At 50.3% G+C, this 26250-nt stretch carries 24 protein-coding genes and 1 riboswitch; of the genes, 15 read left to right on the forward strand and 9 right to left on the reverse strand.

Annotated features, from left to right (window positions below; all coding sequences use genetic code 11):
- Positions 1-17: 17 nt before the first annotated feature.
- Positions 18-1058: a GGDEF domain-containing protein gene (locus TERTU_RS05535; protein ID WP_015819444.1), complete on the reverse strand. Its 1041-nt coding sequence runs from the start codon at positions 1056-1058 to the stop codon at positions 18-20.
- 337 nt (positions 1059-1395) lie between these two features.
- A riboswitch (TPP riboswitch) is annotated at positions 1396-1508 on the forward strand.
- 64 nt (positions 1509-1572) lie between these two features.
- Between TERTU_RS05535 and TERTU_RS05545 the strand changes: the two genes are divergently transcribed.
- From TERTU_RS05545 to TERTU_RS05560, 4 genes are read left to right on the forward strand one after another with little or no spacing between them, the layout of a single operon-like run.
- Positions 1573-3717 carry a TonB-dependent receptor gene (locus tag TERTU_RS05545; RefSeq protein ID WP_015818769.1) on the forward strand — a complete coding sequence of 715 codons (2145 nt, stop codon included), beginning with the start codon at positions 1573-1575 and terminating at the stop codon, positions 3715-3717.
- 12 nt (positions 3718-3729) lie between these two features.
- Positions 3730-3981, forward strand: a complete 252-nt coding sequence (locus TERTU_RS05550) for a histidine kinase (RefSeq protein WP_015818300.1) — start codon at positions 3730-3732, stop codon at positions 3979-3981.
- Positions 3981-4601 (forward strand): nicotinamide riboside transporter PnuC, encoded by a 621-nt coding sequence (gene pnuC / locus TERTU_RS05555; protein ID WP_015817438.1) that lies wholly within the window; start codon positions 3981-3983, stop codon positions 4599-4601. The genes TERTU_RS05550 and pnuC overlap by 1 nt, the downstream gene beginning before the upstream one ends.
- Complete coding sequence (locus TERTU_RS05560) at positions 4598-5365, forward strand: choline/ethanolamine kinase family protein (RefSeq protein WP_041590074.1); 768 nt, start codon at positions 4598-4600, stop codon at positions 5363-5365. Before pnuC ends, TERTU_RS05560 begins: the two co-directional genes overlap by 4 nt.
- Positions 5366-5427: 62 nt before the next feature.
- On the opposite strand, the gene TERTU_RS05565 is transcribed toward TERTU_RS05560, so the two are convergent.
- Complete coding sequence (locus TERTU_RS05565; protein WP_015820432.1) at positions 5428-5859, reverse strand: hypothetical protein; 432 nt, start codon at positions 5857-5859, stop codon at positions 5428-5430.
- 111 nt (positions 5860-5970) lie between these two features.
- On the opposite strand from TERTU_RS05565, the gene TERTU_RS22345 reads away from it, so the two are divergent.
- Entirely contained in the window at positions 5971-6093 is a 123-nt protein-coding gene (locus tag TERTU_RS22345; protein ID WP_266352085.1) for a hypothetical protein, read from the forward strand.
- Between the two features lie 179 nt (positions 6094-6272).
- On the opposite strand, the gene TERTU_RS05570 is transcribed toward TERTU_RS22345, so the two are convergent.
- The 4 genes from TERTU_RS05570 to TERTU_RS05585 all read right to left on the reverse strand — a co-directional run bounded on the left by TERTU_RS05570 (position 6273) and on the right by TERTU_RS05585 (position 9368).
- Positions 6273-6815: a GNAT family N-acetyltransferase gene (locus TERTU_RS05570; RefSeq protein ID WP_015819508.1), complete on the reverse strand. Its 543-nt coding sequence runs from the start codon at positions 6813-6815 to the stop codon at positions 6273-6275.
- 36 nt (positions 6816-6851) lie between these two features.
- On the reverse strand, positions 6852-7880 hold the full coding sequence (locus TERTU_RS05575) for a hypothetical protein (protein WP_015819106.1): 1029 nt from the start codon (positions 7878-7880) through the stop codon (positions 6852-6854).
- Between the two features lie 168 nt (positions 7881-8048).
- Positions 8049-8477 carry a VOC family protein gene (locus TERTU_RS05580; RefSeq protein ID WP_228378273.1) on the reverse strand — a complete coding sequence of 143 codons (429 nt, stop codon included), beginning with the start codon at positions 8475-8477 and terminating at the stop codon, positions 8049-8051.
- 42 nt (positions 8478-8519) lie between these two features.
- A complete protein-coding gene (locus tag TERTU_RS05585; RefSeq protein WP_015818764.1) occupies positions 8520-9368 on the reverse strand; it encodes a CPBP family intramembrane glutamic endopeptidase in 849 nt (282 codons plus the stop codon).
- A 1101-nt stretch (positions 9369-10469) separates the two neighbouring features.
- On the opposite strand from TERTU_RS05585, the gene TERTU_RS05590 reads away from it, so the two are divergent.
- Genes TERTU_RS05590 through TERTU_RS05610 form a run of 5 tightly spaced genes read left to right on the forward strand, consistent with a single transcriptional unit; the run spans position 10470 to position 14431 of the window.
- The gene (locus TERTU_RS05590; RefSeq protein WP_041590075.1) at positions 10470-11246 is read left to right on the forward strand and encodes a 2-keto-4-pentenoate hydratase; all 777 of its coding nucleotides are present in this window, start codon (positions 10470-10472) and stop codon (positions 11244-11246) included.
- Positions 11247-11296: 50 nt separating this feature from the next.
- Entirely contained in the window at positions 11297-12469 is a 1173-nt protein-coding gene (locus TERTU_RS05595; RefSeq protein ID WP_015820292.1) for a Rieske 2Fe-2S domain-containing protein, read from the forward strand.
- A gap of 41 nt (positions 12470-12510) precedes the next feature.
- Positions 12511-13338 carry an alpha/beta fold hydrolase gene (locus TERTU_RS05600; protein WP_228378274.1) on the forward strand — a complete coding sequence of 276 codons (828 nt, stop codon included), beginning with the start codon at positions 12511-12513 and terminating at the stop codon, positions 13336-13338.
- Positions 13335-13610, forward strand: coding sequence for a hypothetical protein (locus TERTU_RS05605; RefSeq protein WP_015817613.1), 276 nt, complete (start codon positions 13335-13337; stop codon positions 13608-13610). Before TERTU_RS05600 ends, TERTU_RS05605 begins: the two co-directional genes overlap by 4 nt.
- A 5-nt stretch (positions 13611-13615) precedes the next feature.
- Positions 13616-14431, forward strand: a complete 816-nt coding sequence (locus TERTU_RS05610) for a DODA-type extradiol aromatic ring-opening family dioxygenase (RefSeq protein ID WP_015818100.1) — start codon at positions 13616-13618, stop codon at positions 14429-14431.
- A gap of 639 nt (positions 14432-15070) precedes the next feature.
- Here the strand turns inward: TERTU_RS05610 and TERTU_RS05615 are convergent.
- Positions 15071-16687: a tannase/feruloyl esterase family alpha/beta hydrolase gene (locus tag TERTU_RS05615; RefSeq protein ID WP_228378275.1), complete on the reverse strand. Its 1617-nt coding sequence runs from the start codon at positions 16685-16687 to the stop codon at positions 15071-15073.
- A 211-nt stretch (positions 16688-16898) separates the two neighbouring features.
- On the opposite strand from TERTU_RS05615, the gene TERTU_RS05620 reads away from it, so the two are divergent.
- Together TERTU_RS05620 and TERTU_RS05625 are read left to right on the forward strand one after the other, a co-directional pair.
- Positions 16899-19169: a TonB-dependent receptor gene (locus tag TERTU_RS05620; protein WP_015818988.1), complete on the forward strand. Its 2271-nt coding sequence runs from the start codon at positions 16899-16901 to the stop codon at positions 19167-19169.
- 4 nt (positions 19170-19173) lie between these two features.
- Positions 19174-20487, forward strand: coding sequence for an MFS transporter (locus TERTU_RS05625; protein WP_041590076.1), 1314 nt, complete (start codon positions 19174-19176; stop codon positions 20485-20487).
- Positions 20488-21355: 868 nt separating this feature from the next.
- On the opposite strand, the gene TERTU_RS05630 is transcribed toward TERTU_RS05625, so the two are convergent.
- On the reverse strand, positions 21356-22156 hold the full coding sequence (locus TERTU_RS05630; RefSeq protein ID WP_015817091.1) for a TauD/TfdA dioxygenase family protein: 801 nt from the start codon (positions 22154-22156) through the stop codon (positions 21356-21358).
- Between the two features lie 159 nt (positions 22157-22315).
- Here TERTU_RS05630 and TERTU_RS05635 point away from each other — a divergent pair, with 159 nt between their 5' ends.
- From TERTU_RS05635 to TERTU_RS05645, 3 genes are all read left to right on the forward strand, one after another.
- Positions 22316-22966, forward strand: a complete 651-nt coding sequence (locus tag TERTU_RS05635; RefSeq protein ID WP_018016337.1) for a GntR family transcriptional regulator — start codon at positions 22316-22318, stop codon at positions 22964-22966.
- A gap of 547 nt (positions 22967-23513) precedes the next feature.
- Positions 23514-24302: an aspartate dehydrogenase gene (locus TERTU_RS05640; RefSeq protein ID WP_041590077.1), complete on the forward strand. Its 789-nt coding sequence runs from the start codon at positions 23514-23516 to the stop codon at positions 24300-24302.
- Positions 24303-24532: 230 nt separating this feature from the next.
- Complete coding sequence (locus TERTU_RS05645; RefSeq protein WP_015819230.1) at positions 24533-25234, forward strand: GntR family transcriptional regulator; 702 nt, start codon at positions 24533-24535, stop codon at positions 25232-25234.
- Between the two features lie 4 nt (positions 25235-25238).
- Here the strand turns inward: TERTU_RS05645 and TERTU_RS05650 are convergent, their stop codons facing one another.
- A complete protein-coding gene (locus TERTU_RS05650; RefSeq protein ID WP_015819558.1) occupies positions 25239-26048 on the reverse strand; it encodes a sulfite exporter TauE/SafE family protein in 810 nt (269 codons plus the stop codon).
- Between the last annotated feature and the right edge of the window lie 202 nt (positions 26049-26250).

The raw sequence follows: 26250 nt of genomic DNA on the forward strand, positions 1-26250 counted from the left end.
TGAAGCAGCTTCAAACACTAGTCACATATATAAACACTACCGCTATTGCGCGCTTTGGCAACATACATACCTTCGTCGGCCTTGCGGATTAGCGCATCCGCATCGTAACCGGTTGTCGACGCGAAACACACGCCCACACTGATTTTAAGTTCGATAGTTGTCTCGCCAATTTTGATTGGCGAATTACACACGCTCAGTAGCCGTTCTCCAATAGGTGTTGCCTGCGCTTTATTTTTCAACCTGTAAGCGATAACGAATTCATCGCCAGAGAAACGACCAAAATAATAGGGGGTAGGGTGTTGATCACGGCTGATTTCCGTACGTAAGGTGCCGGAAACCCGGTGGGCGAACACACGCAGTACTTCGTCGCCAACGTGGTGGCCGAAATTGTCGTTTATCGCCTTAAACTTATTCAGGTCGATAAAGAACAATCCAATTTCCTGTCGACGCTCCGCGGTCTCCCGAATTTTTTTTTCCAGTTCGGTAATAAACCCCCTGCGATTGAGTATCCGGGTTAGCTCATCGTGATTCGCATCGTATGCCAGGCGCGCTCGTTGGCGTTCGACCACATAAGCGAATCCACCTGAGATAATAATTGAGGTAAGCAGCGCAACACTGATACGCAATAGCATGTCCAGCGGGAAATGATTGATGGAGGCAATCATTCCGCTAACAAAAAATATGAGCGCTAAAAAGTAGGCGTGTTTGTAAGTGAGTATATAAAACAGCGCCGCGGTTATAGGGTAAATAAGGACAATGCCTCGCAGACCGTACAGGTAGCAAGTACCGGTGAGCGCCAGGTATTGAAATAGGAAGAACACGTAATAGTTGATAGCGCGCGGTTTGCCGTGAAACAGGGCGAGAGTGGAGAGACTGCAGCCCAAGGCTGAGAGCGTCGCAAAACAGCCAATCAGCAGGCTGTCGAACACCAGGTGATGTAGCGAAAAGGTCACGGTGACGGCAAACGCAATCACGTGGATCGTCAAAGTCGCCCTGCGAGCCTGTGGCGCAAATGCAGATGCATTGAGCCTTTTCGAAACACCGCTTTGAAAACTCAAACATCCTCCTTCGAGGGGTAAAGCTGGGGTTGAACCTTGCCGTGAATAACAGGGTTAATACTGCCCTGGGGCTTAAGCTGCGCGATATAACTATAGCCAAGCTTTGGCTGGCTGCGAGTTTGATCGAGAGGTGGAATAATAAAGATAGCGTTTACCGGGTTCTTAGACTCCAAATGTATGAAAAGTGCTCGAAAAGAGGGTGCCAAGCAGATTGCTAAGCCCAGGCTGGTGATTTGCTGCGGTGCGGTAAATCGTGTTCCGCGGCCGGAAGATCCTTGAGGCAGGATAAGTCTCCCGCAGGATTATTTGGAAGCAATTGACGTTGATAGTACAATGGCGCTGTCCTTAGGGGTGATTGGCCGTCGCACGGTGCAATCTGAGACGGGATTACCCGAACCCTTTGAACCTGATCCGGCTAGTACCGGCGTAGGAATAGGATTTGCCTCTGTGTAAGTGAAGTTTCCCGCTTAGAAAACTACCGGGTCTCCTGTTAAATTTATTAGGAAGACCTGTAATGAATCGCTCGTATTTTCCCCTGTGTTTGTCCCTGCTTTCCGGTGTGGTTTATGCCACGCCCCCCGCATTGGAAGAAGTCCTGGTAACCGGTGAACTGCGCCAGGTCAATCAGCTCACCCTGGCCAACAGTGTTAGTGTTATCAGCGCGGATGCTATCGCTCAGCGCAATGCAAAAAATCTAGAAGATATATTGAATGTAGCTCCCAACGTAAACTTCTCGACCGGCGCATCGCGTGGCCGGTTTATCCAGATTCGCGGTATAGGTGAACGCAGTCAGTTTGAATCGCCGATGAACCCTTCTGTGGGGGTAATCGTCGATGGAATCGACTTCACTGGACTGGCGACTGGCGTGGCCACACTGGATACTGCACAAGTCGAAATTTTCCGTGGCCCGCAGGGCACACTATACGGAGCCAATGCGTTAGCGGGTATGATCAATGTCACCGGTAACGGCGCAGCGGATGCAACCGAAGGGAGGATAAACGTCGGTGTTGGCAATTACGGCAGCTACGATGTCAGTGGCATGGTCAACGCGCCTCTGGCAGAAAATGTCGGATGGCGATTGGCGGCGCAACGCAATGTGAGTGACGGCTACATCGAGAATGCATATCTCGGTCGCGACGATACCAATAATATCGACGAGTTAAACCTGCGCAACCTTTTGCGTTTTGATATTTCGAGCACGTTGAGTCTTAGCTTGACCAGCTATTACATCGATATCGATAACGGTTACGACGCCTTTAGTCTGGATAACAACCGCACAACCCTATCCGACGAACCCGGCCACGACCGTCAGGAAACGCATGCTCATGCGTTAAAAGCTGACTACACAGGTCTCAGCTTTGCCGATGTTACCGGATTATTGAGCTATGCAAACAGCCAAACTGAATACGGGTATGATGAAGATTGGTCCTACCGGGATATTTGCTCGATAGACTCAGACTGCGCTTACTATCAATATTCCACGACCGATAACTATTTACGTGATAACGATAATCTCACCATAGACCTGCGCCTGCTCTCCAAGCCGGAAGAGCAAGGGGTACGCTGGGCGATGGGGCTGTATCATCGTGATCAAACGGTGGATTTACTGCGGACCTACGTTAATAACGACCCAGATGGCGATCCCTATCTGCCTGTCGCGACCCCTGAGATCTCTACCTATTCCAGCGATTACCAAACCGAAAATACTGCAGTTTACGGGCAGCTGGATATTCCCGTGGGCGATCGGCTGACCCTTATAACCGGTGCGCGTTTAGAACGCTTTACCGCTGATTTTAGCGATAGTCAGAATGAGCAGTTTGCACCGGAGGACAATTTGTGGGGTGGCAAAATTGCTATTGAGTATCAAGCAGCGAGTAACCATTTTGTCTATGCGTTGGTATCGCGCGGTTACAAAGTGCTGGGGTTTAGTCCAGATCCGGACTTAAACGCTGCCGATAAAACATTCGACACCGAAACCATGCACAACTATGAACTGGGTTGGAAAGCGCATTGGAACAACACGCTGCAGTTCAGCACGGCCGTGTTTTATCAAGAACGCAGTGATATTCAAATAAAACAGTCGCGTTCCTATCAAATCGACAACACGACGCAGTTTGTCGATTTAATTGATAATGCCCCCGGTGGCGAAAACTATGGTCTGGAAACCGAATTGCGCTGGTACGCTACCGATGCGTTGTCAATTGTCGGTACCCTCGCATTGCTCGAAACCGGTTATGACACCTATTTAAATTGCAGCCATGTGGATTCTGATCTGGCCAATGGCCGCTGCTACGATATGAGCCAACGACCGCAAGCCCACGCGCCAAAAACCCAATATTTTGTAGCGGCAAACTATCGGTTGCCAGCGGGTTTGATGTTCCGTTTGGAGGTTGAAGGGAAAGACAGCTTTTATTTTTCCGAAAGCCATAACGAACAAAGCGATGCCTACACATTGCTAAACGCCCGTGCTGAATATGCGCTTGGTGCCGCGACCCTGGCGCTGTGGATTAAAAATATTACCGACGAAACTGTTGAAACTCGTGGGTTTTACTTCAGCCATGACTACGGCAACGATCCGCGTAATGGCTACGCGCCCGAACCGTATACCCAGAAAGGCGCGCCGCGTACTATGGGTGCCAGTATCAGCTACGAATTTTAAGGAGCCTGGATTATGAAACTTAGTGTTGAGTTAACCTACTACCCCTTGCAGCAAACTGATCATATCGCCGCAATTAAACAGGTGATCGATAAACTGAATAGCTACAGCGACATTAAAGTTGAAACCTTTCCGACGGCAACAGTGGTGATGGGCGATTACCCCGTTGTAATGGCAATGCTTAACGAGGTTATTGCCTGGGGTTACAATCAGTTTGGCCGCAGTGTCTTCGTTGCTAAATTTCTGCCTTCCTACGAGGCTCTATAGTGGTTGAGTTTTTCCAACAGGGGCTTCACGCTTTTTTGCAACAGTCGGCAGCTGAACTCGCAGCCGTCGCACTGGGTTTGGCCTACCTGATATTGGCGATGCGTCAGAGTATCTGGTGTTGGCCGTGCGCGTTTTTAAGCACGGCGCTATTTGCGTGGGTGTTTTTCGATGTATCCCTGGTAATGGAGTCTGTATTAAACGTGTATTACATGGCGATGGCGGCCTATGGTTTCTGGTGTTGGCAACGGCGAGGGGATGTACCGGTACTGCCTATTACGACCTGGCCTTTGCGCACCCACACGCTTGCCATTGGCGGGATTGCACTGCTTACACTGGTAAGTGGATACTTGCTGACGTCGCACACCCAGGCTGCCTGGCCCTACCTGGACTCTTTTACGACTTGGGGTAGTGTGATTACTACCTTTATGGTTGCGCGCAAGATATTTGAAAACTGGTTGTATTGGCTTGTTATTGATTCCGTTGCCTTGTTTTTATATTGGGACCGCGAGCTGTATGGCGCTGCTCTGCTGATGGTGGTTTATCTGGTGCTCATTGTGGTGGGCACGGTAACCTGGTATCGCCAGTGGCAACAACAAACCGAATGTGTCGCTGCGTCGTGAACACTCATTTAGTGCGCGCACTGGCCACCTGGCGTGAGTGGCCTGTTGCCCTTTCAGATGTCCCCTCAATTGTTTGTGAACTCACCACTGGTCGTACCAATCGCAACTATGTGCTGCAATGCGGTCGCGAGCAATACCGGTTGCGCCTAAATGCAACCAACGCCGACGCGTTGGGTATTAATCGCGAATCTGAACGCACGATTTTAGACGCGTTAAGGCCCTTGGCTTGCACACCACCCATTCTTTATTTCAATCGGCAGTCTGGTTTTGCACTGCTCCCCTATTTGGAAGGCCGAGTTTGGACCGCCGCCGACATGCGCGATGGTCGTAAGGTAGAGCGATTATTACAGCTGCTCGCGCGCATTCAGTCCCAACAGGTACGCGTACCTGTTCGCGATTATTATCAGTATCTGGAGAATTACCTGCAACAGTTAAAGCGGGCAGGGCATCCGCTTACGCTTGCTGAAGGTGCGGCACTCGAAAAGTTTCGTAGCCAGTGGCAACGGGCGTTGCCTTCGTGGGAGCCGACGCTGAGTCATCACGATTTAATACCGGATAATATACTGGAAACCGACGCCGGTTTAGTGATTTTGGATTGGGAATACGCTGCGCTGGGGCACCCGCAAATTGACCAGCGCTGCGTTGAACTCGTTGTTGCCGGGTGGTCCGCGAGTGACCAGCGCTTGCGCGACGGTGATCTGGTGGATCAGTTAATATTCTGGCTTACGGTGCTTTGGGAGAAAGTGAACCAGCTTTCTAGTTAGCCATTTGGGCTCAAGCGTGCGGCTGATGTTTCAGTCGAATATGCGATTCCAGTCGACTCCTATTATTTCTCTTCCGTCAAAAATTCAGTTAATAATTCATTCAGTTGGATTATTCTGGTTTTAACTTGCGCTTTTTCTGCACCACTTAATTCTTTATAACCGCGCATGTAGGGCCAGCCATAGCCCCAGCGGTACCAGGTAGGAAAATAGGGCGCTCCACCCAGTTGGACTCCGAGATGCATAATATAGGAGAGGTTTTCTTCGCCTAGATCAGCGACGCAGCGCTGAAGCTGTCCGTCGGCTAGGATACGTTCGTTTTCCGAGCCGCCTTTCCAGTAAGCGTAATCGTGACGAATACAGCACTCCATCCACTTTACATGGTCTTTCGTATCCCCATCTGGAAAAAGGCTACAGCCATCGGTAGTAAACGGCTTCAACTCGGCGGCAGTCGCGGTAGCTGAAATTGCGCAGATTAATATTAACAGTACTTTCATAGGGCCTCTAAAAGAATGGTGAGCCTGTGCGAATGTTAAACCTTATCGGGGCAGGTCAAGGTTGCGCTTCATAAAATACGCTAACCAGTGGTATCCGAATGGTTAGCCAGCATGCGACTTTCGGTAATCGCTTTTGGCGTACTACGATTCTATCTAATGTTGCGGCCTGTGGGCAGTGACGCGAGCTGTGGCGCTGAACAGCACTATCTGGCGATGCCGGTGCTTGCGACATAACGGTTGGTTGTTATATCCAGGGTCGTTTTTTTCGGGGAGCGATGGCTTACCGATTCTACGATTGCGCTGTTGATATGGGGTGGGTTACTGCTGAACTTGACAGTGGCAGTGCTTATTTTGGTTCGGGCGAGAAACCTGACGGAGCAGGGGGTACTATGGCCTGGCAGTCGGGCCGAACCCTATTCACTGCCGTATTCGCTTGCCAACATAGAATAAATGGCGTGGTTTACGTACTTGGAATACAGCCATTCACACTCGCGTAGAGTCGCTTCATAGGTAAAGCCAAGGCGTTCCGCTATCGCGCGACTTCGCGCGTTATTTTCTGCACAGTGTATTTCCAATTTATTTAAAGCGTACTGCTGGAACCCGATGTCGAGCAGCGTTTTTACCACAGATGTCATAATTCCTTGCCCGGTATATTTTTCGGCGAGCCAATAGCCGATAGCGCTTGTTCGGTTATGCTTGTCAACGGGATGAAAACCAGCAACACCGCAGAGCCGACTCCTATAAAAAACGGCAAAATTGGGAGCGCCGCCAGCGCTGGATTCTGTGATAGTGGAGCGAATATAACTTCTCGTATCCTCACTGGATCGAATCGTATCCAACCAGGGCAACCATTCTCGCAAGTAGTCGCGATTAGCTTCTGTAAGTCGGAACAGCGCGTGCGTATGTTCAAAACTTAGCTGCTGGATGTACACGTCGGCTGAAATAATGTAGTCCATATCTGTTGGTGTGAATTTGCTGAAGAATGAATCGAATTAAAGCCTGGACTCCAGTAGCTCTCTAAGAGGCGTTGGCAAAAATACCCGGCACTTGTCTGTAATAGCTTTCTCGTGCTTCTGCCAAACAATGCCCAGGTAGATAACACCTAAACCAATCAATGTTAATGATATTGGGAATCCCCAGCTGTTTTTGAACACGTCTGATGCCAGGTGAGAGAGATACAAACAGATTCCGATAGCGCCGAATATAACGAATACCCGTCTTAGCAGTAGCGCGCCCACGCCAATCATCGCCAGGTTGGTACAGCAATAAAAAAACTTGGACCATTCACTGCTTGAGTTTTGCAGTGATAAGCCTCCCCAAAACGCTATTACGCCAAATAAGTAAACCCAGAATGCGTAGTCGGCGTTATGCTTGGAGCGTATATCAATCCAAAACGCCAGGCCGAGCATAAGTAGCCCGCTATACATCGAAACAATTTTTCGCAATTCCCAGGAATAGTCGTCGCCAGTAATTATTACCGCAATATCCATTGTCATGTACCACAAGGTCACAGCGATGGGCATAACCATGAAGGGATATTGAAGTCGCCAGACCAAAATAACGCCTGCGGCGAGAGTGCCCAGTTCCATATAGAGCCAGTGCCATTTTACCTGTCGATGATAGTCCCGGTAGACACTTTCGTCGGGCCAGACCCCAAGCCATTGTTGGAGCCCGTAGATAGCAAGCGGTGTAATACACACCACAAACGTACCGCAAATACCTGCCGGAATGACAAGCTGACGGGCCGAGAACGTATTGGTCAGCAGCAACCCAATAAATGCGTATATCGCCGATATCACAACGATCCCGGCTCCACCGTAGGTTTCCCAACCCAAGGTCATAAACAGCGTCATGGCACCGATAGCGACAAGGCCACCGAGGTAGTAAAGTACGTGAGTAAAAGTAAATTGAGGCGTATTCTCAAATTCGCGGTTAAAAAATGCATATAGGTCTTCTACTTGCCGGCTCGTTATAATTCCTTCGCGCTCGGCTTTTACGAGTTTTTCCTTTGTGATCTTCACCAGCCAGCCCTTTTGTGTAGTGTTGTGTACTGTTGTGTGGTGCGGTACGAGAATCAAGAACGTTTTTAGAATGATAGTGGGAGTGGTCGAGCCCTTGGCTTTTTCATCGCTGTCTGTCAGTTACGCATGTCTACGTTGTCAAATCAGGCGGGATAGCGCGCTCCTCGCTCAGGTTGCGCAGTTAAGTTTCCAAGGTACATTAAAGCGGTCGATAACTATAGCGTAACAAGGCGACCAAAATGTATTTTGCGGTGGCAAAATTACCTTTCCGCCACATGATAACTGATTAAACACGGACTTTACTTGCGCTTCGCTCTGCAAACCAAGCAGTAGACTAAATCCCTGGGGTTTAACGTAGCTATCTGGTTGTACATCCGCGCCAGCGATGTCGATTCCCTGAATGTGAATATTGCCATGCAGAATTTTGCCTTGCCAGTTTTCTGGGGTAGTGCTTGCAAGTGGTGAATCTGCGATTTTTACTATCAATCCGATTTTGGCGTCCAGATATTCAGCATAGAAATGAAAGGCTTCTTCACAACGACCATCAAAATCAATATGACAACTGAGGTTCATCTTTGCTCCCTTTAAATTTTCCATTATAGCTGTTTTGTATTTTTGATATTTTGTGTGCCTGCTAATTTATACAGCTGACGTGCTTAGTTCTGCCTTGCCTTTGCGCCAGAATACGAGGGCTAAACAAAAAGCAACAACAGCAGGTATTGCTCCGAATTCATCGATAAACCAGGCGGATCGGCTGGTTTCCACCGTCAGGGGCGTAAACACTTTTTGTATAAATATATTTGAACTTGCGTGGTAAATAACACCGGTCCACACACTCCCTGTTTTTAGCCGATAGTAGGTCATTATTACGCTGGTTGATACGATAAACAGGCTAAAGATAAACAGCTGATAGATCAGCGGGGTTATGCCGTTGCCGTACAATCCCCGAATGATTAGCGGCCAATGAAAAATTGACCAGGCGACTCCGCTGATAAGTGCCACAGCACCAAAGGAGGTGATTTTTGAAAGTTCACTGGTAACTAAGCCCCGCCAACCTATTTCTTCCCCTAGAATGGACGGGAGCGATACAAAAAAGCTGATCGTCGCCACGAATATAACGTGAAATAACAAAATATTGAGTTCGTTCCAAGCTGGTAGATTGTAGTCTTCCTTAAGTTCGGAGAGGTATTCACTATTGTAGAACCCGGCGAGACCAGAGAGCCAGATTATTAGATAAGCTGCGAGGATGATCGCGAAGGGCGTGAAGTAGCTTTGCCACTTGGCTTTCCACTCTCCCCAATGCCAGCCAAGACTGCCTATACTGATGCGCCTCACCAGGCATGTGGCCAAAGTCGCTAAGCCAACAGATAGTATCAAGGGCGTTGCCTGGCCGGTTCTAAATATCAGCCAGTAGCCTAATAGATAAAATGCGACCAAGAAGCATGTGAAGGTTAGCAGAGTTATTATTGTGCGTGTTTTGGATTCCATAGGTACCCCGAGTGTGTTATCTGAGCATACTATTAACCCGGCGATTAAATAGATGATGCTATCTATTTAATTGTTAATCGTGCACCCATAAAATACTGACGAAAATGTGTGAATTTTTTTAATATTTCAACGGCTTACCTTGCCCATCTGGCAATGGCGGTGCTTCCCTGCCCAGCCTATTGACTTCGCAATTTTCATTGCCAAGTTAATAGAAGATCAACCCGAAAGGCCGGATATTTCCGGTGATCTGTTCAAGCGTGTTGTCAGCGTTATGGCTGCTAGCTGCTCTTTTGACTTCTGAAACAGTCGAATAAAACACACTCAAAAAAGCCGCCAACTAACCCATAAACCGGAGATGTGGACGGTGCGGTCAATTTTAGAATAGGTATACCCCTGGTGTAAGGGGAGCACTTGTCGTATTCATCCACTAATCATGCGCTACTCCTGCACGCGTGATGGAAAGCACTCAAACTCTCCGCGAATCGCCGCCTGATATTCGGTTTTTTTTTGATGATCCTGCGAAGGTTTATTGCCGTAAGGCGTTGCCTCGGCTTCTGTTCTTTGTCCCGGGTCCACCGGTTTTCCGCGTATTCAGGTACGTGTCTGCTGCCTCGAACCTACACCATCCGAACCTCCGTGGTTTCCTAACCTTGGTGCGTTGTAACAGTCATCAGTATGTCACGGAGCGGGCCGAAAGGCTCAGCTAGTGAGACTGCGCCCTTCACCGCACCGACGGAACGACTGACACAACTCTCCCGTAGCAGCCCCACTCAATTAGTCGTAAGGCACTCAAGGCGGCCCTGATTGGGCAATAAGTTCGGCTTTTTCTGGCGTGTTTAGGTATATGACGGTTCCCGTTTGCGCGTAAAGGGAGTGGGCTACAGCATACGTGAGATCTGGCGTTCAGTGGGTTTTTCTCTTTCGGGGCAGAACTTCAGATGCGAAATTTACTCTGACTGCTTGAATTATTGTCATACAATCATATAAAGTTGAGTTTAATGACGGCGCTGGTACAGCGACTCTTTACTGCATGGATCGCCTGAGGCGTGCGTAAACGATGATCCTTCAATGTCCAGACTTGCAGGCAAAAACGGGTTACCTATGACTGAAATTGAATCTACAGCAATGCAACTCCTGGAGGCGTACCGAACTGGCCCTGTGGCACCGGTACGCACTCAGTTCGCCGAGCGAGACCTGGCACAGGCTTACGAGGTGCAGAACGCACAGGTGCTGGCCTGGCTGAACGACGGTCGACGGGCGGTTGGGCGAAAAATAGGCTTGACCTCACCTGCAGTGCAGCAGCAGCTCGGGGTTAGTGAGCCTGATTTTGGCCGTTTGTTTGCCGATATGGTGTTTGGTACTGGCGAGGCCGTTTCTATGGCAAGCCTGCTGCAGCCGCGGGTGGAAGCCGAGATTGCGCTGATTTTGAATAAAGACCTCCCCCAGCACTGTGTGACTCACGCGGAGTTGTTGTCGGCCATTGAGTGGGTGATACCTGCGTTGGAAATTGTCGACAGCCGCATAGCCAATTGGGATATCAATATCTTCGACACCGTTGCAGACAACGCCTCAGCAGGTGCTGTTGTGCTGGGTGGTCCGGCGCGACGAATCGATGATCTGGATCTGATCAATTGCCCAATGGTGATGGTGAAAAATGGTGAGCAGGTTTCTGCGGGTCTGGGGCGTGATTGCCTGGGTGGGCCACTCAACGCTGCCGTTTGGCTGGCGCGTAAAGCGGTTGAGGTCGGCAGCCCGCTGAAGGCTGGCGAAATAATTCTTACGGGCGCACTGGGGCCTATGTCCAGTGTTGGCCAGGGCGATGAAGTTAAAGCGAGCATCGCGGGTATAGGTGATGTGCAAGTGCGCTTTACCCCTTAATGGGTTTATGCCGAAAGTACGAACGATTTATTTTTTGGAGTTAAAAGCAGATGAGTGATGAGCACGATACGCCGGAAGGTGTCAACGAAGAAGTGGTAAAAATGGTCGGCGATTGGGGTGGCTATGTGGAAGCGAAACTGGGTTTTCGCAACCATTGGTATCCGGTGCGATTCTCTAAAGAGCTGGCGGAAGGTGAAATACTGACAGTGACCGTACTGGGCGAGCAAATGATCATGCGTCGCATCGACGGCAAAGTCTATGCAATTCGCGATCGATGCCTGCACCGCGGAGTTCCGCTTTCCCGCAAGCCGGACTGCTACACCAAAGATACCATTACTTGCTGGTACCACGGTTATACCTACCGTTTCCAGACGGGCGAACTGGTGAATATTCTCGCTGCACCTGACAGCCGCTTAATTGGTAAGCGAAAAATTCAGAGCTTTCCTGTGGAAGAAGCCCAGGGTTTGATTTTTGTTTTCATCGGCGATATGTCGCCGACGCCGCCTTTATCCCAGGATGTACCACCGGGTTTTCTCGATGAAGATTTGATGGTGCTGGGTAAACATCGCGACGTTAATTCCAATTGGCGCCTGGGAGCTGAAAACGGTTTCGATACGCTGCATATTTTTATTCACAAAGATACCACCTTGCGACACTACCGCGACTTTAACTTCCCAATCGGTCACACGGCTTTGCCTGGCGCGATTACCTTGGTGGAAGATCCCGAGGGGCCAAAGGGCGTGGAGGATGATTTTTCCAAACACAACCCGATATGGGATGGCTTGATTGATGGCAACGTGGTTATCCGCGGTCCGCGCTCGAATAACGTGGAAGGCACTTCCGCATCGGTGGGAACCTCTATTTGGCTTCCGGGTGTATTGAAGGTGAATTCTTTTCCTGCTCCCGGCTTAACGCAATTTGAGTGGTATGTGCCTATTGATGAGTCCCGACATATTTATGTGCAGACTATCGGTTGCAAAGTGGAAACCGAGGAAGACCGCATCGATTTTGCCCACAATTTCGAAACGACCTGGAAACCCCACGGCCTTGATGGATTCAATGGCGATGATATTTGGGCGCGGGAAGTGACCGAGCCGTTTTATCAGGACGACTATGGTTGGGTGGACGAAATGTTATGTGAGCCCGACAGTAGTATTTTAGCCTGGCGTCGTTTGGCGAGTCGTGCAAACCGCGGTATTCAAAAGCGCAAAGACTTGCGTTGATGATTGGCCATTCTCAGCAAATTGAAATCGTGGAGATCAGCATGCAATTTGAGTCGCAATTTATTCAGGTCGGCAATATTCGCACCCATTATTATGACGTGGGGCAGGGGCCTGTGCTCGTGCTGGTGCATGGTGGCGGCGCGGGTGCCGACAGTTATGGTAACTGGCGTGACTGTATTCCTGTCTTTGCCAAGGATTATCGCGTTATTGCTGTGGACATGGTTGGCTTTGGCAAAACCGATAAGCCAGACCCGGAAACCTTTACCTACGACCAGCCAGGTCGTAATCAGCATCTTAGTGATTTTCTGGATGTAATGAAACTGGAGAAGGTGAACCTGATCGGAAATTCAATGGGTGGGGCGGCTTCAATCGGCGCAACTCTACTCAAGCCCGCGCGCACTAACAGCCTGGTATTGATGGGCAGCGCAGGGCTTCCGATTCCAGAGCGTCCGTCGAACGAACTGATGCACAACCTCAATTATGATTTTACCGTTGAGGGTATGCGTAGGGTTATTGGCGGTCTTGCTTCGCCCACATTTACACCGTCTGAAGAGCTGGTGGAGTACCGCTATCAGTTGACGATGGACCCGGCAACCAAAGCAGCGTTGGCGGCAGTGAATTTGGAAACCCGCAAAGGTACTCTCAACTTCGATCAGGAATTGTTGCGCACCATCAAGCAACCGGTACTCGTGGTCAATGGGAAAGAGGATAAAGTATCGCCGATTGCTCGCGCGAATCGGTTTCTGGAGTTGTTTGACAATAGTTGGGGCTACATTATGCCGCACTGTGGTCACTGGGCGATGATCGAGCAGACTGAAGATTTCTGTTCGACTGTACAGCTTTTTTTAAGTCGGGTGACAAGCGAATGAAGTCCAGTGTCGGGTCGCCGCTGGCGATTCATCGAATGATCGAGCACTTGATTTCTGTGCCGGAGGACCGGGCTCTTTTGAAGTCGGCTCCAGAGCAATTGTTTACGCGCTTTCAGGTTCCCGAAGAGCATTACCCCGCGCTATTGAATAGTGAACGTGATGCGCTGGCAGCCATAGGGGTACATGGCAATTATGTCGTTAAATGGTTGATTTGGACCGGGCGGCCGACCATGCCTTTTTTTGCTCTCAGCTATTATTTTGATCGGCGGTAAATGCAATGGGAAAGTTAGTGTGTGCTGCGGCGATGTCGCACGTATTGGGTACGCCAAAAGATATTGAAGAACAGGCGGAACGGGTTTTTCAGGGGATGCGTGAAATTGGTCGCGCTATTCGCGACAGCTCACCCGATGTACTGGTTGTAATTAGCAGTGATCATCTCAACAATTTTAACCTTGGCGACCCCAAGCCACTGGCTATTGCGACAGCTGCGTCGCTGCAGCCTTATGGCGACATGGGAATTCCCACGGAATTAATTCGTGGCCATTCCGAGTTTGCCGTAGGTTTTGCCGATTTTGTTGCACGTAGCAACAGTGGGCTGACGCTTGCACAGGTGGATGATGTCAGGCCAGATCACGGGGTCATGATTCCCTTAGCTATTACCGATCCGCAGCGGAGTATTCCGGTGGTGCCGCTTTATATCAATACGGTGTATTCGGATTCACCCACACCCACAGAGTGTTGGCAGTTGGGTAAACTCTTGCAACAGTATGTAAGCAAACATCGAGCGGCAGAGGAGCGTATTGCGATACTTGCCTGTGGTGGTTTGTCGCACTGGCTTGGTGTGCCCGAGGAAGGGCACGTAAACGAAGACTGGGACAGAAATTTCATGCGGCAATTGCTAGGCGAGGTCCCCTGCCGGGTCAACACGCTGACCAACAAAGAGATACTTTCGCAAGCGGGTAATGGTGGACTGGAAGTTAACGCTTGGATCACCCTGGCCGCCGCGCTGCCCCGGCTCCAGGGTGAGGTTGTTTTTTATGAAGCCATACCGCTTTGGGCGAGTGGCATGGCCGGCGTTCAGTTTACTGTGTAACCGTAAATTAGCGTGTGACTCTAAATTTCCGTGTATCTCTAAATTAGCGTGTAGCTCTAAACCTTTTTCAATTTCCTCCACCGCTTTAGCGCTCGGAACCATTCACGGGCGCTCCTTTTTCTACTGTTTGGGCTTCCGGCTGCTTTTTAAAATAGTTAAAAACTCTGTTGGATTGGCGGTACTCTTTTTGGCTTTTTGGCTTTTTGGCTTTTTGGCTTTTTGGCTTTTTGGCTTTTTGGCTTTTTCTGTTTTATCTTGTTTTCGAAATTACATTCGGTTTTAGCGCTTTCTTTGGTGTGTATGGGGTTCGATTAACCTGGCAATGAAAATTGCGAAGTTAATAGGCGGTGCATGGATACACAGCCATTGCCCGAAGGGCATTGTATTCCCTTGAAGTATTGGAAAATTCATACATTTACGCCAGTACTTCAAGGGCGCGCAATTAAATAGATGGAATCATCTATTTAATTGCCAGGTTAGCTGTGTCGCGCTGCTGAGGGGGAGAGATTCCTTAATTTTGAATATCCACGTATTCTGTCTGACAGCAAGTTACCACTTAAACGCTGGGTGTGGAGCGCTCGTCTGAATCTTATTTATTAGCGGGCGCACTAAGGCGTGCGCCCGCGATAAGCTATATTTTTATTTCGCTTCCCAGATCCAGCTTCGCCGATCGTCTGGTACCGATGTTGGTGTTGCCTTGTGCCAGTTTTCCGCACTGTTAACATCGCCTTTACCCTTGTATTCGGCATAGCTGGGGTAGGGGTAAAGCGGGCGGGTGCGCACCACGGTGTTATTTTCGCTCTGGGTGGCGAGCACAGATTGTGGCGCGCTACCCTTTTCAGCCCACTCGATGATATGGGGCATGAAATTGAATGTGTTGGGTGCATTGCCACCACGACAATGGAACATGCCAGGAACCATAAATACTCTAAACCAGTTTTGCACCGCGTCTAAGCCACCCTGGTTATGAGTCACCCGTGCGTAGTAATCCAGCATCGCCATGGGGGATACCCCGGCATCGGCCCAGCCGTGGTAGACGATCAGTTTACCGCCGCGACTGGCAAACGCGCTGAGATCTGGGTCTTCATAAGGGGCGACCGGGTCGTACATTTTTGCCGATTTCTCCACCTTAGCGATATCGGTATCGAAATTAAACGAGCGGTAATTGTAGTCGGCTGGCGGGTTGGTTTCGAACGCCAGGAAGCGAAGATAGCCTTCCGCCAGTGTTCGACGCCCTGCGCCGCTCCAGGAGGGCTCGCTGCCATACGGGGTGGCGCCGGGCATGAGTGCGATACCTTTGCTATTAAAGGGCCCCTGATAAAGCATCTTCGCGGTATGGACCTGTTCGGCCGATAGGCAACCGGCGCGGGTGTTGTCGTCACATTGAATGCTGGCAGGATCGAAATCACATTGTCTCGGGTCCATGAGAATGCCGTCTTTCACTCCATCTATTGCGTCGCAGGCCTGCAGCACTGCCTGATGCAGCACTGAAAGCGCAGGCTTATCGAACACTTCGCTACCGTCGTCGCGCAACAAAAACTTTGCGTCCCAATTATTGGCGATCGCACCTAGTCGTCCGGCGAATGCAGGGTCACCGGCAACAATGCCGTCGAAGTCCTCAGGGTAACGCTGCGCTAGAGTCAGTCCTTCGCGTCCGCCTGTCGAACATCCACGGTAGTAGCTTTTCGCCGGCGACTTTTCATAGAAGCGAGTAGCGACCGCTTTTGCCACCACCGACATCAAATGCGTAGAACGACCGCCGTAATCGACGCGCGCGGCCGCATCACTGCCCCATACTGGGTCTTTAATGAAATGCCCCACATGGCCCATATTGTGGGCTCCAACGACGAACCCATTGGCCAGCATGTCACTGCAGTGACTGATCCGGATCTGACCGCAAAAGCCGCCGCAGCCAGTCTGAAAATAACGCCCGTTCCAGTCGTTCAACGGCAGCCGGATCTCGAACTGAATGTTGGGCTGAATCACACCTTTAACCGCACAAACTGGCGGGTTATGTCCGTCGATAATAGTACTCTCGAGAATGGATGTCGGTGCGCCAGGTATGTGTGTGAAATCGGTTTTTACCAGCGCAGCGCAATCCATTGTTGCGGTGATTGCGCTGTCGAGTTTAGCCACGGATTGGGCTGCCGCCGGGTTAAACATTATGGCGGCCAGTAGCGCAAATGCGACTGAGGCAACCCCTTTGAAATAGGAAAAAAGCACTAAAGTGGTGCCTGGAAAAGTGTTGTGTCTCAAAATATGGCTCCTAAGAAATTTTGTACAGTGACTAGACTGGTAGTGATTGGAATCAAACAAAATGCCCTCCGATATTGATATATAACAATATTATTGTCATACAAACATAAAGTATGCCAGGACATTTTCATACACAGCCATCTGGCACATAAGTTGCCCTGTATTCTGTATACCATCCCCCAAGAATCAACGGCTTCTGGGAGGCCTTTACATGAAATGCAAGCGCAACAGTACTAGTCTCAACAACTTGAAATCCAAATCATTCGGTGTCGCGATATTGGCTCAGGCGATAGCGATGCATTCCGCCCAGGCGGAGACGAGTGACGAGCAAATGGATAGGTCGCACCGCACGCAAATCGAGGAGCTGGTGGTTACTGCCACCAAGCGTGCCACGTCTCAGCAGGACACGCCCTTGGCAATTAGTGCTGTGAAGGGTGACCAACTCGCCCAGACCCAAACATTCGATGTTGAAAGCCTGTCTCGAATGGACCCTTCTGTTCAGATCAACAACCGCGGTATTGGCGACAACCAGATTATTGTTCGCGGCATTTCTTCCGCCGGCAAACCTACGGTGGGCCTTTATTACGATGAAGCAGTTATCACCGGTCTTGGTTTGGACGGCGGCAGCGATAACCAGCCCAATCTGGGGATGCACGACGTACAGCGGGTGGAAATTCTGAAAGGCCCACAGGGCACTTTGTTCGGTGCCAGTTCGATGAGCGGCACTTTGCGTCTCGTTACCAACGACGCCAATCTCAGCGATGTTGAGGGAAGTGTTTCATTTTCAGCGGCGGGCGTTTCTGACGGAAATCCGTTTTATCGCGGTGAGGCCGTGGTGAACCTGCCAATCGTCACAGATAAGCTTGCCGTTCGCGGTGTTGTATGGGGTGATTTCGGCGGTGGTTATATCGATAAGGTTTCTGAGTCGGGGGATGTCGATGAAAATGTGAATGATCAGACGGTGTCTGGTGGCAAACTGCTGGTGGGTGCACAGCCGACAGAGAATCTTGTGGTGAAGGCGAGTGTGATTCATCAGGAGTCTGAAGCCGAGGATTCCCAGTACTACGAGTATTCCGAAGGCGCGTACAACAATATTTCCCCTACGCTTGAAAATTTTGAAGATGAAATCGATTTATTTAGTGTCGTCGCTGACTATAGTGCGGATTTTGGTACCTTCACTGCTACCGGTTCCTACCTGGATCGCGATATGTATTTGTCTCGAGACAGTACACCTACGGCGGTATTTTTCGGTATTCCCGCATGGCTGGCCTATCACCAGGATCAACAGTTTTCAATGTTCTCATCGGAGTTCCGTTTTAGTTCGGATTTTGCCGGTCCTGTGCAATTGGTATCGGGTGTGTTTTTTGGCGGTCAGGAAATGGACGCGCGTAACGCTGCGCTGGTCGCCGATCAGGAGTCTGGCGAAGCCGCCTGTAATTTTCACGCAGACTGTGTCGAGTCGGGCTTTGCCATGGACGACATTAACTCTGGTTTGAGCTCCAGCACAGTCGATCAATTCGCTGCGTTTGCCGAAACCACAATTGATTTTACTGACAGGTTCAGCAGTGTTATTGGTGTGCGTTATTACGAAGCCGATATCGACGAAAAGCGAGTGTCTACCCAGGGCTTGCGATTCCCCAGTTCTCCCGTGCAAACCGACGACGTGGTCCAGTTGGAAGAGCAGATTACTGAAGACGAAGTCAGTTACAACTTGGCGCTTTCCTACATGCTCAGCGAGAGCACCACACTTTACGCCCGTGCGGCCTCTGGTTTTCGCCCCGGCGGTGTCAACAACGCAGACACGGCTGCGCAGTACGGCATTACGGTTCCAGGGCAGTATGACTCGGACGAGTTGTGGAACTACGAAGTGGGTGCTAAGAGTTACCTTGGCCAACACCTTTATGGTGAGTTAACGTTCTACCACATTGATTGGTCGCGTCAACAGATTTCCGCTACCGATCCTGAGGGTACGTTTGTGTACATCGCCAACGCCGGTGAAAGCACGGTGGACGGTGTCGAAGCGATGTTGAATGCGGATTTCTCCAACGGCTGGACCGGGAATATTGGTATCACCTACACCGATTCAAAACTGGCTGAGGACTTGCCAGATTCTGCGGAAACGACGGGCTACAGCGGCGATCGTCTGCCCTACACTGCACGCGTGGCTTTTTCCGGTCAGGTGCAATATGAATTTGAATTACCCAAATTCGGTTCCAACGGTTTTATCTCAACCAATTTTAATTATCGCGGTAATTCGTACACGGCGTTTAATGAGGACGACAGTAATTATCAGGAGCTGCATAGCTATCACTTGGTGTCTGCACGCGCTGGTATTCGTCGCGATACTTGGGAACTGGGAATGTTTATCGATAATCTCACCGACGAAATTCCTGAGATTGGTCTGCGTGTAACCGGTGATGGCTACCGCGTTTACACCACACGTCCGCGCACAATTGGCGTTAACTACAAAGTCTGGTTCTAGGTCTATGTCTGATGTAATGACTCATGTCGATAGTGAAGATGCAGGAGGCACCCGTGAGGTGCCGCCTGCTCAGGATCACGCAAGGGGCGCGCATGCGTGGTTTATTATTGTTATTTGCTTACTTGGGATATCCAGTGGTCCGGCGGCATTTTGCCTCGCGTCGATTGGTTTGTTCTCTGAGCCGCTGAGCCGTGAATTCGGCTGGGACCGCACAGGTATCAGTTTGGCGGTGTCGTTGATGATGTTGTTCACGGCGATTTCCCTGCCGGTTATTGGCCGATTTATCGATCGGTTCGGTGTTAAAAAGGTACTCATTCCCTCTGTGGCGCTGCAGGCGTTGTGTTTTCTTGTTGCACCTTTGATGCAGTCGTACTGGCAGTTTATTGCGATTTATATCGCGATTGGAACGATTGCAGTGGGCTCCAACAGCGTGCCGTATATGCGTCTGCTGTCGACCTGGTTCGATCGGTCGCGCGGTTTGGCGATTGGTATCGCGGGCAGTGGTACCGGTCTTGGTTTCGCGTATGTACCGATATTGACAGAAGTGTTGGTCAATCATTTCGGCTGGCGCGGTGGCTACATCGGTTTAGGGGTGATACTTCTTCTCGTGACTTTGCCACTGGTGGCGTTTGCGTTGCGCGAGTCGCCATCGCACGAAACTGATGACAGTGAACAGGAAGCCGGTACTGATGGCGCTGTTAAGCAAGTGTCGGGTTATACATTGCGTGAGGCGATTTTTAAGCGCGAGTTCTGGAGTTTGGTCACCATTTTTATGGCGCTGGCTTTTGTTCTTTACGGTTTAATTCCCCACCTAGTGCCTCTATTAACGGATCGAGGTGTGAGTGCGTCTAAAGCTGCCCAGTTGGCTTCCGCTTTTGGTGCCGCTGCATTTGCTGGACGATTGATGATCGGGTTCTTGGTCGACCGGCATGACGCTCGTGTAATCGCCTTTATTTTCTTCTCGTTGTCGGCACTGGGCATTGCTATTTTCCTGTTGCCCCTACCGTTCTGGACACTCTATTGTGCTGCCATTTTACTGGGGGGCAGCTTGGGAGCTGAGGTGGATATGCTGGCGTATCTGACCAGTCGCTATTTTGGTCTGCGATCATTTGCCGAAGTGTTTAGTGTGCTGTTTTCCGCAGTCATGGTGGCGATGGGATTAGGGCCACTTGCTTTCGGCGTGGTGTTTGATGCATCGGGCTCTTATCAGTCTATTTTAATGCTCGGCATTCCGATTTGCGTCTTTGCAGTAATCATGTTGCTCACACTACGGCCCTATTCGCAACGCCGCCGTGGCGGTCCTGTGTCTATGACTTAAGGTGCAGCTGCCAACCGCAACTGTGAAATTTTTTTCGCACATCAGGCGATAACAAGTACTTCAAGTTCAGCCTGGTCCTGTAAAGCGGACTTATTAGTTGTGGGTGTCGATCGTATTATTGAGATAGTTAGTAGCTTTGGGGGTAAGGTCGACGTGACTGATTCCCCACTTTTTTGTTTAGCCGTTGTGTTGGCAGCACGGTGTAATTTTAATTCCTGATTAGCAACCCAACCTGGGTGAGAAAAAACAACGCGCGTATTTACGTCTGTGAATATGTTGCGAAAAGCTGATCCTGGTGCAGACGTTTGGGTCTGGGTCTGCCATAAAAAGACCTTGTCTGTTGTGCGCATTATTCGCGTTGTTGTCGATGTTTTCGATCTACAACATGCGTACTGAAATAGTATTAGCTATTTACATTTTTAGAATATCCACCTGTAACGAATCTTGTGAGCAATCTCCGGATGCCGGGTCGATGTCGGAGTCGCAAAAAATCAGAGGTTCCTTTAAGAGGTCGGAAAGGACGTGTTCCTGGAAGCAAATATGCGTTTCTCTATAGCTCGCATCCTGGTTGAGCAAAAAATTTAATTGAGTGAAAATCGGCCGTTTTCACTGCTGGTCAGCGCAGCTTGAAACTAAGCAATACTATGCGGGTTAGATACTCGCTACGGGATGCATGCTTATTGTGTGGCCAGTTGGAGGAAAAACTCACTCGCTATTAAGTGGCTGAAGGGAAGTTGTGTGGAGGGAAGTTATGTGGAGGGAAGTTATGTGGAGGGAGGTCGTCCAGTTTTAAGTTTTTGCCGCTGGAACTTGGCAAGCCCCGCGAACGGGGCTTGCCAAGTTTGATACGGCAGGCGTAGCCCTGTATTTATTGATCATCCTGAATTTGGACGCGATAGCCCGAACGCAATTGTGGATAGTAGTCCCAGATGGCCAGGTGCTGGGTGCAACGGTTGTCCCAGAATGCAACGGAGTGTGGTTCCCAGCGGAACCGTAGTTGAAACAGCGGGTTTTCGCAGTGACGGAATAGGTAAGCGAGAATGGATTCGCTTTCTTCTTTTGATATTTCGTTAATATGCGAAGTAAAGCCGCGGTTAACGAAAAGGAGTTTTTTGCCGGTTACAGGGTGCGTGCGGATAACGGGGTGGGTGGCAACGGGAAAATTACCGGTTGGGTCGAAGCGGCCAAAAGCCAGTTTACCGTCGTGGGTGGCAGTAAGGCCTTCGAGATAGGTTTTCATTCTATCGGAAAGTGCGTCGTAGGCCGCGTACATTGATGCAAACATAGTATCGCCGCCCAGTGTTGGCAAAGTGTGCAGGTATAAAATACTGCCGAGTGGAGGGACGGCTGCACAAGACATGTCTGTGTGCCATTCTTCGCCAGCGACATGTTTGGAATTTTCGTCAGCGTGGAGTTTGCGAACTTCCGGGTGTTCTTCGGACAGACCTTTGAGCGCGTGAATTTGCAGCTCACCGAAATATTTTCCGACTCGCTTTAGCGAGGCAGGATCAAGTTGTTGGTCACGAAAAAAAATGACTTGGTAATCGGCAATGGCCTGGCGCAGGTCTTCGACGGTCTCGGGATTTAGCTCTTGTGTGAGATCGACTCCGGAAATAAGTGCGCCTATGTGGGGCGTTAGTGGTGCAGCGGCAATTGTTTTATATGACATAACCTAACTCGACAAAGTGCGTTGAACAACAAACGGCACAGCAGGCGAAAGAACAAGCGCTGCGGCCAATGGAATACTGTATACAGTATACCATTGGCTGGCGCTAAAGTAAGCAGCGAAATACAATAACCGGGGTAAAATACGGGAATGAGAAAAGACATGAGAACAGTGGTACACCCTCCGAAATTAAGCGACCAGGTTTATGGTTTACTCAAGGAAGATTTGGTGGGTGATGTTTTTTCGCCGGGTCAGCGATTGGTGGAAGTCGATTTGGCGAAACGTTATGGCGTTTCGCGAACACCTGTGCGCGAAGCCATGGCGAGGCTGAGTCGTGAGGGTTTATTGGAGTCTCACGAGCGAGGCTACTTATGTCCTTTGGATACCCAGCGCGATATTGTCGATCGACTGGAAGCGCGCCGTTTGATCGATACCCAAATTGCACGGCGTGCCGCACACCTGGCTAAACCGGAAGACGTTGTTCAGTTACAGGCGTGCTTCGACGATGAAAAAAAGGCGCATGAGCAAGATGACATCACCGCCTTTGTGGAAGCGCATCAAGCGTTGCAAAAATTGTTGCGTATTACATCCCGCAACGCACTTATGGCGCAGTGTGCTGCAATGGTCAATGACAGTTTCCAGCTGGTGCGCAATCAGATTCACGAAAATAAAGCCAACCGCGAGAAAACCCTGGAATGCGATGGCAAACTCTTGGACGCGATTCGCGCGTCGGACCAGGCGCTCGCCGTCGATATTATGAATACGTTTATCGATTCTCTACATGACTATTTCGGGGTTGAAAAGCCCAGCTGATTGGAACTGTTGATCACGAAAAAACAGTGGAGCACTTGATCGTTGGTGCAGTGCCCAGTCAGGTATTGGCCAGTGATTCCGCAAGGAATGTTTTTTCGTGACCTTGCGGGGCCTCAAGGTTATTGCTACTCCTCCATACTCTCGCCGGGGAATTTCGCGCTTCAGGCGTTGAGCTCAATCCTGTGCCTTCGACTATTTCAGTCGGGTGCGTTGCTTTTGTTCCCGCTTGCGTTCGGCGTCGTTCTTTTAGGAAGCATGCTGGTTTCGCGATAGACAATTGCGGGTTCGCATTTCTTTACTCATTCTTTCTTTCACGCGCGTGGTTTCTAGCCCGAGTAGCACTCGACTGTGGTTTCGACCGGCTTCCATCGCGCGGTTCGAATAGTCTGCTCTTAGCTCTTGGAAGTGGCGAGACTTGCGTATCCCGTACGTCTGCAATTTCACGGCATAATCGCGACACTATGTCCGAGATCAAACCTGACTGTTCTTTGTAGTGAGATAATACTATCATACAAAGTTCTACGGGTTGTATTAGAGAGAAAGGCTTTTGAAAATCGGATTAATCGGTTACGGCGCAATCGGGCAGGAGATCGCCAGGGTACTCTGCAGTCTTGGTGAAGAAGACCGGCTCGCTGCCGTTCTTGTGCGTGAGGGGCGCTCTGCTCCCAGAGCAGTGCATGATGTGGCAGCGTTAGTGGCTAAAAAGCCGGACATTGTCCTGGAGTGTGCTGGGCATCAGGCGGTTATGCAGTATGTGCCCGCGTTGTTGTCGAGTGGCATTAATGTCATGATCTCTTCCGTTGGTGGGCTGGCAGATACCGGCACCAGCGAGCTGCTGATGGACGCCAGTGAGCGCGGTGGCGCTCAGTTATTGATACCCGCGGGGGCGGTTGCCGGTCTAGACGGGCTGGCAGCGGCCCGCTTTGGCGGCCTAAAAAATGTGACCTACACTTCGCTCAAGCCCCCGCATGCATGGATTGGTACGCGCGCGGAATCGCTGATCGATTTGGCGCATACCAGCGAGGAAGAAGTCTTTTTTGAGGGTAATGCGCGTGACGCGGCGCTGCAGTTTCCCAAAAACGCGAATGTGGCTGTTGCCGTGGCGTTAGCGGGGCTGGGTCTGGAGTTGACGCGCGTGCGTTTGGTATCTTCCCGGGCGGTGACCGATCCGTTAGGCATTATTTACGCTGAAGGTGACTTCGGGCATTTTCGCTTCGAAATATTCGGCCGTGCGGCGCCGGATAACCCGAAAACGTCCTTGCTCACGGCCTATAGTTTATTGCAATCCGCGCGTCTGGGTGTTGGTCAGCCGTTGTCGAAACTTTTGGCCAAGTGAATTAAATTGCCCAGTTAAACATATTGGTTTAAGAACCGTCCTATGGCGTATTTTTAGGGCGATTTGGCTATACCAAAAAATTTTGAGCTCTTACTTAGCCAGACCCTGATTACTGGATTTAGGTTTAAGGGCTGCCCAAAAAAGCGGTTATGAACACGCTAGTGCCCGGGGGTTTATCGGGTATATCTTGCGAAAACCGGTAACATGATAATTGAATATGTGAGGAAGCATTGAAATACCAGGACTTGAAAATAACGGCGAACCCAGCTCTGGTGCGTGATCACGCATTGGACAAACTCAGGAATGCCATCAGTAGCGGCTTATATCCGCCGGGGAAGCGCTTAATCGAGCGTGAGTTGTGTGAAGCCTTGGGTGTTAGCCGCACATCTGTGCGCGAGGCACTGCGGCAGTTGCAATCGGAAAATCTGATCGAAATCGGGCAGCGGCGCACGCTGCGAGTGGCGGTAATCAGTGCCGAAGATGCCAGTGATGTGTATTTGGTGCGTATGAAGCTGGAAACCGAGGCGGTGAAGCGGTTTGTCGAACTTGGCGACAAAACGGCGTTAAAAGCATTGGTTAGGGTGCACAAGGAGATTCACAAGCAATTGCACAAGGGCGATTTGCTAGAGTTATCCTTGGCGGCCAGCGAATTTTACGAAACGATTTTAGCTAACTGTGGCAGTAAGGTTATTTACGATATCGCCCGGCAATTATTGGTACGAGTGCAGTATCTGCGCTATCGATCTATGTCCATGCCAGGCCGGCTCGACGCCGGGATGGATGAGTGGGACAGGCTGATGGACGCCATAACTGCGGGAGACGCTGATGGTGCGGCGAAAGCGATGACTCAGCATCTGGTGAATGCCCGGGCGGCTGCAGTGGCCACGCTTGAAGTGAATCCGCTTGAAGCTGAAGCCGCCGGAGAGATGTAATTTTTCAGGCCAGCGCCTGCACCATCATTCGTAAGCCGCTCAGCACCAGAAACAGCGCAAAAATTCGCTTGAGCGTTGTCCCGTTGATCAGTGAACCGAGTTTTACGCCCACCGGTGCCATAACGACTGAGAGAGGCATAATCAACGCCACTCCAATAAGGTTGATAAAGCCGTAGGTTCCTCTTGGCGCGTCTGCGGGGGTGCTGGCCAGCAATAACAACAGAGACGCGCCGGGCACGGCAATGATAAATCCAAATGCCGCAGCCGTACCCACAGCGCGGTGCGCAGGGAAATTACATGCCGTTAGCAGCGGCACTCCCAGGGTGCCGCCGCCAATTCCCATAATCACTGAAATCCCGCCAATAATCACTGCCAGGATTGCCTGAAAAGTTTTGCCTGGAAGCTGTGCCAGCAGCGGCGCACTGCTGGCCCGAAAAAGCATATTACAAGCGACCAAAATTGCCGTACATCCAAATACAATAGAAGCGAATTTGCCGCCGATATGGGTCGATAGTAAAACACCGCTCAAGGCGCCGAGTACGATAAATGGCCACCACAGGCGCACCAGGGCAAGGTCGACATTCCCCTTGGTATGGTGTGCACGGATAGAGGAAATGCTGGTTGCAATAATAATCACCAGTGAGGTGCCAGTGGCGATGAGCATGGCGCTGTCAGAAGAGACACCTATTGCCTGAAAAACGAAAAATAGTACCGGTACTATGACGATACCGCCGCCGACGCCCAACAGCCCGGCAAGAACACCAGCAATTAAGCCGGTGGCCACGAGGGCTAAAACAATTGTTAACCATTCCAATGTATGTGTTTCCCGGTTGGTGTATTTATGGATGAATCATGCGATAGGTAAGTTTGTAACAATATATTATTGTATGACAAGTATTCAAGCGGTTTTCGTGTTCATCAACAAACGCTTACCAGCGGCAAACGGGAGTCAAGCCATCCAGCTTGACTATTGTGTGTTTGTAATACAATAATACACAAAATTTCAAAGACTTCAG

This window comes from Teredinibacter turnerae T7901 (genome assembly GCF_000023025.1).
Lineage (GTDB): Bacteria > Pseudomonadota > Gammaproteobacteria > Pseudomonadales > Cellvibrionaceae > Teredinibacter > Teredinibacter turnerae_B.

Coding starts and splice junctions, on each gene's coding strand:
- TERTU_RS05545 (WP_015818769.1), top strand. CDS start 1,573: ATGAATCGCTCGTATTTTCCCCTGTGTTTGTCCCTGCTTTCCGGTGTG.
- TERTU_RS05550 (WP_015818300.1), top strand. CDS start 3,730: ATGAAACTTAGTGTTGAGTTAACCTACTACCCCTTGCAGCAAACTGAT.
- TERTU_RS05565 (WP_015820432.1), bottom strand. CDS start 5,859: ATGAAAGTACTGTTAATATTAATCTGCGCAATTTCAGCTACCGCGACT.
- TERTU_RS22345 (WP_266352085.1), top strand. CDS start 5,971: ATGCGACTTTCGGTAATCGCTTTTGGCGTACTACGATTCTATCTAATG.
- TERTU_RS05570 (WP_015819508.1), bottom strand. CDS start 6,815: ATGGACTACATTATTTCAGCCGACGTGTACATCCAGCAGCTAAGTTTT.
- TERTU_RS05580 (WP_228378273.1), bottom strand. CDS start 8,477: ATGGAAAATTTAAAGGGAGCAAAGATGAACCTCAGTTGTCATATTGAT.
- TERTU_RS05585 (WP_015818764.1), bottom strand. CDS start 9,368: ATGGAATCCAAAACACGCACAATAATAACTCTGCTAACCTTCACATGC.
- TERTU_RS05590 (WP_041590075.1), top strand. CDS start 10,470: ATGACTGAAATTGAATCTACAGCAATGCAACTCCTGGAGGCGTACCGA.
- TERTU_RS05595 (WP_015820292.1), top strand. CDS start 11,297: ATGAGTGATGAGCACGATACGCCGGAAGGTGTCAACGAAGAAGTGGTA.
- TERTU_RS05600 (WP_228378274.1), top strand. CDS start 12,511: ATGCAATTTGAGTCGCAATTTATTCAGGTCGGCAATATTCGCACCCAT.
- TERTU_RS05605 (WP_015817613.1), top strand. CDS start 13,335: ATGAAGTCCAGTGTCGGGTCGCCGCTGGCGATTCATCGAATGATCGAG.
- TERTU_RS05610 (WP_015818100.1), top strand. CDS start 13,616: ATGGGAAAGTTAGTGTGTGCTGCGGCGATGTCGCACGTATTGGGTACG.
- TERTU_RS05620 (WP_015818988.1), top strand. CDS start 16,899: ATGAAATGCAAGCGCAACAGTACTAGTCTCAACAACTTGAAATCCAAA.
- TERTU_RS05625 (WP_041590076.1), top strand. CDS start 19,174: ATGTCTGATGTAATGACTCATGTCGATAGTGAAGATGCAGGAGGCACC.
- TERTU_RS05630 (WP_015817091.1), bottom strand. CDS start 22,156: ATGTCATATAAAACAATTGCCGCTGCACCACTAACGCCCCACATAGGC.
- TERTU_RS05635 (WP_018016337.1), top strand. CDS start 22,316: ATGAGAACAGTGGTACACCCTCCGAAATTAAGCGACCAGGTTTATGGT.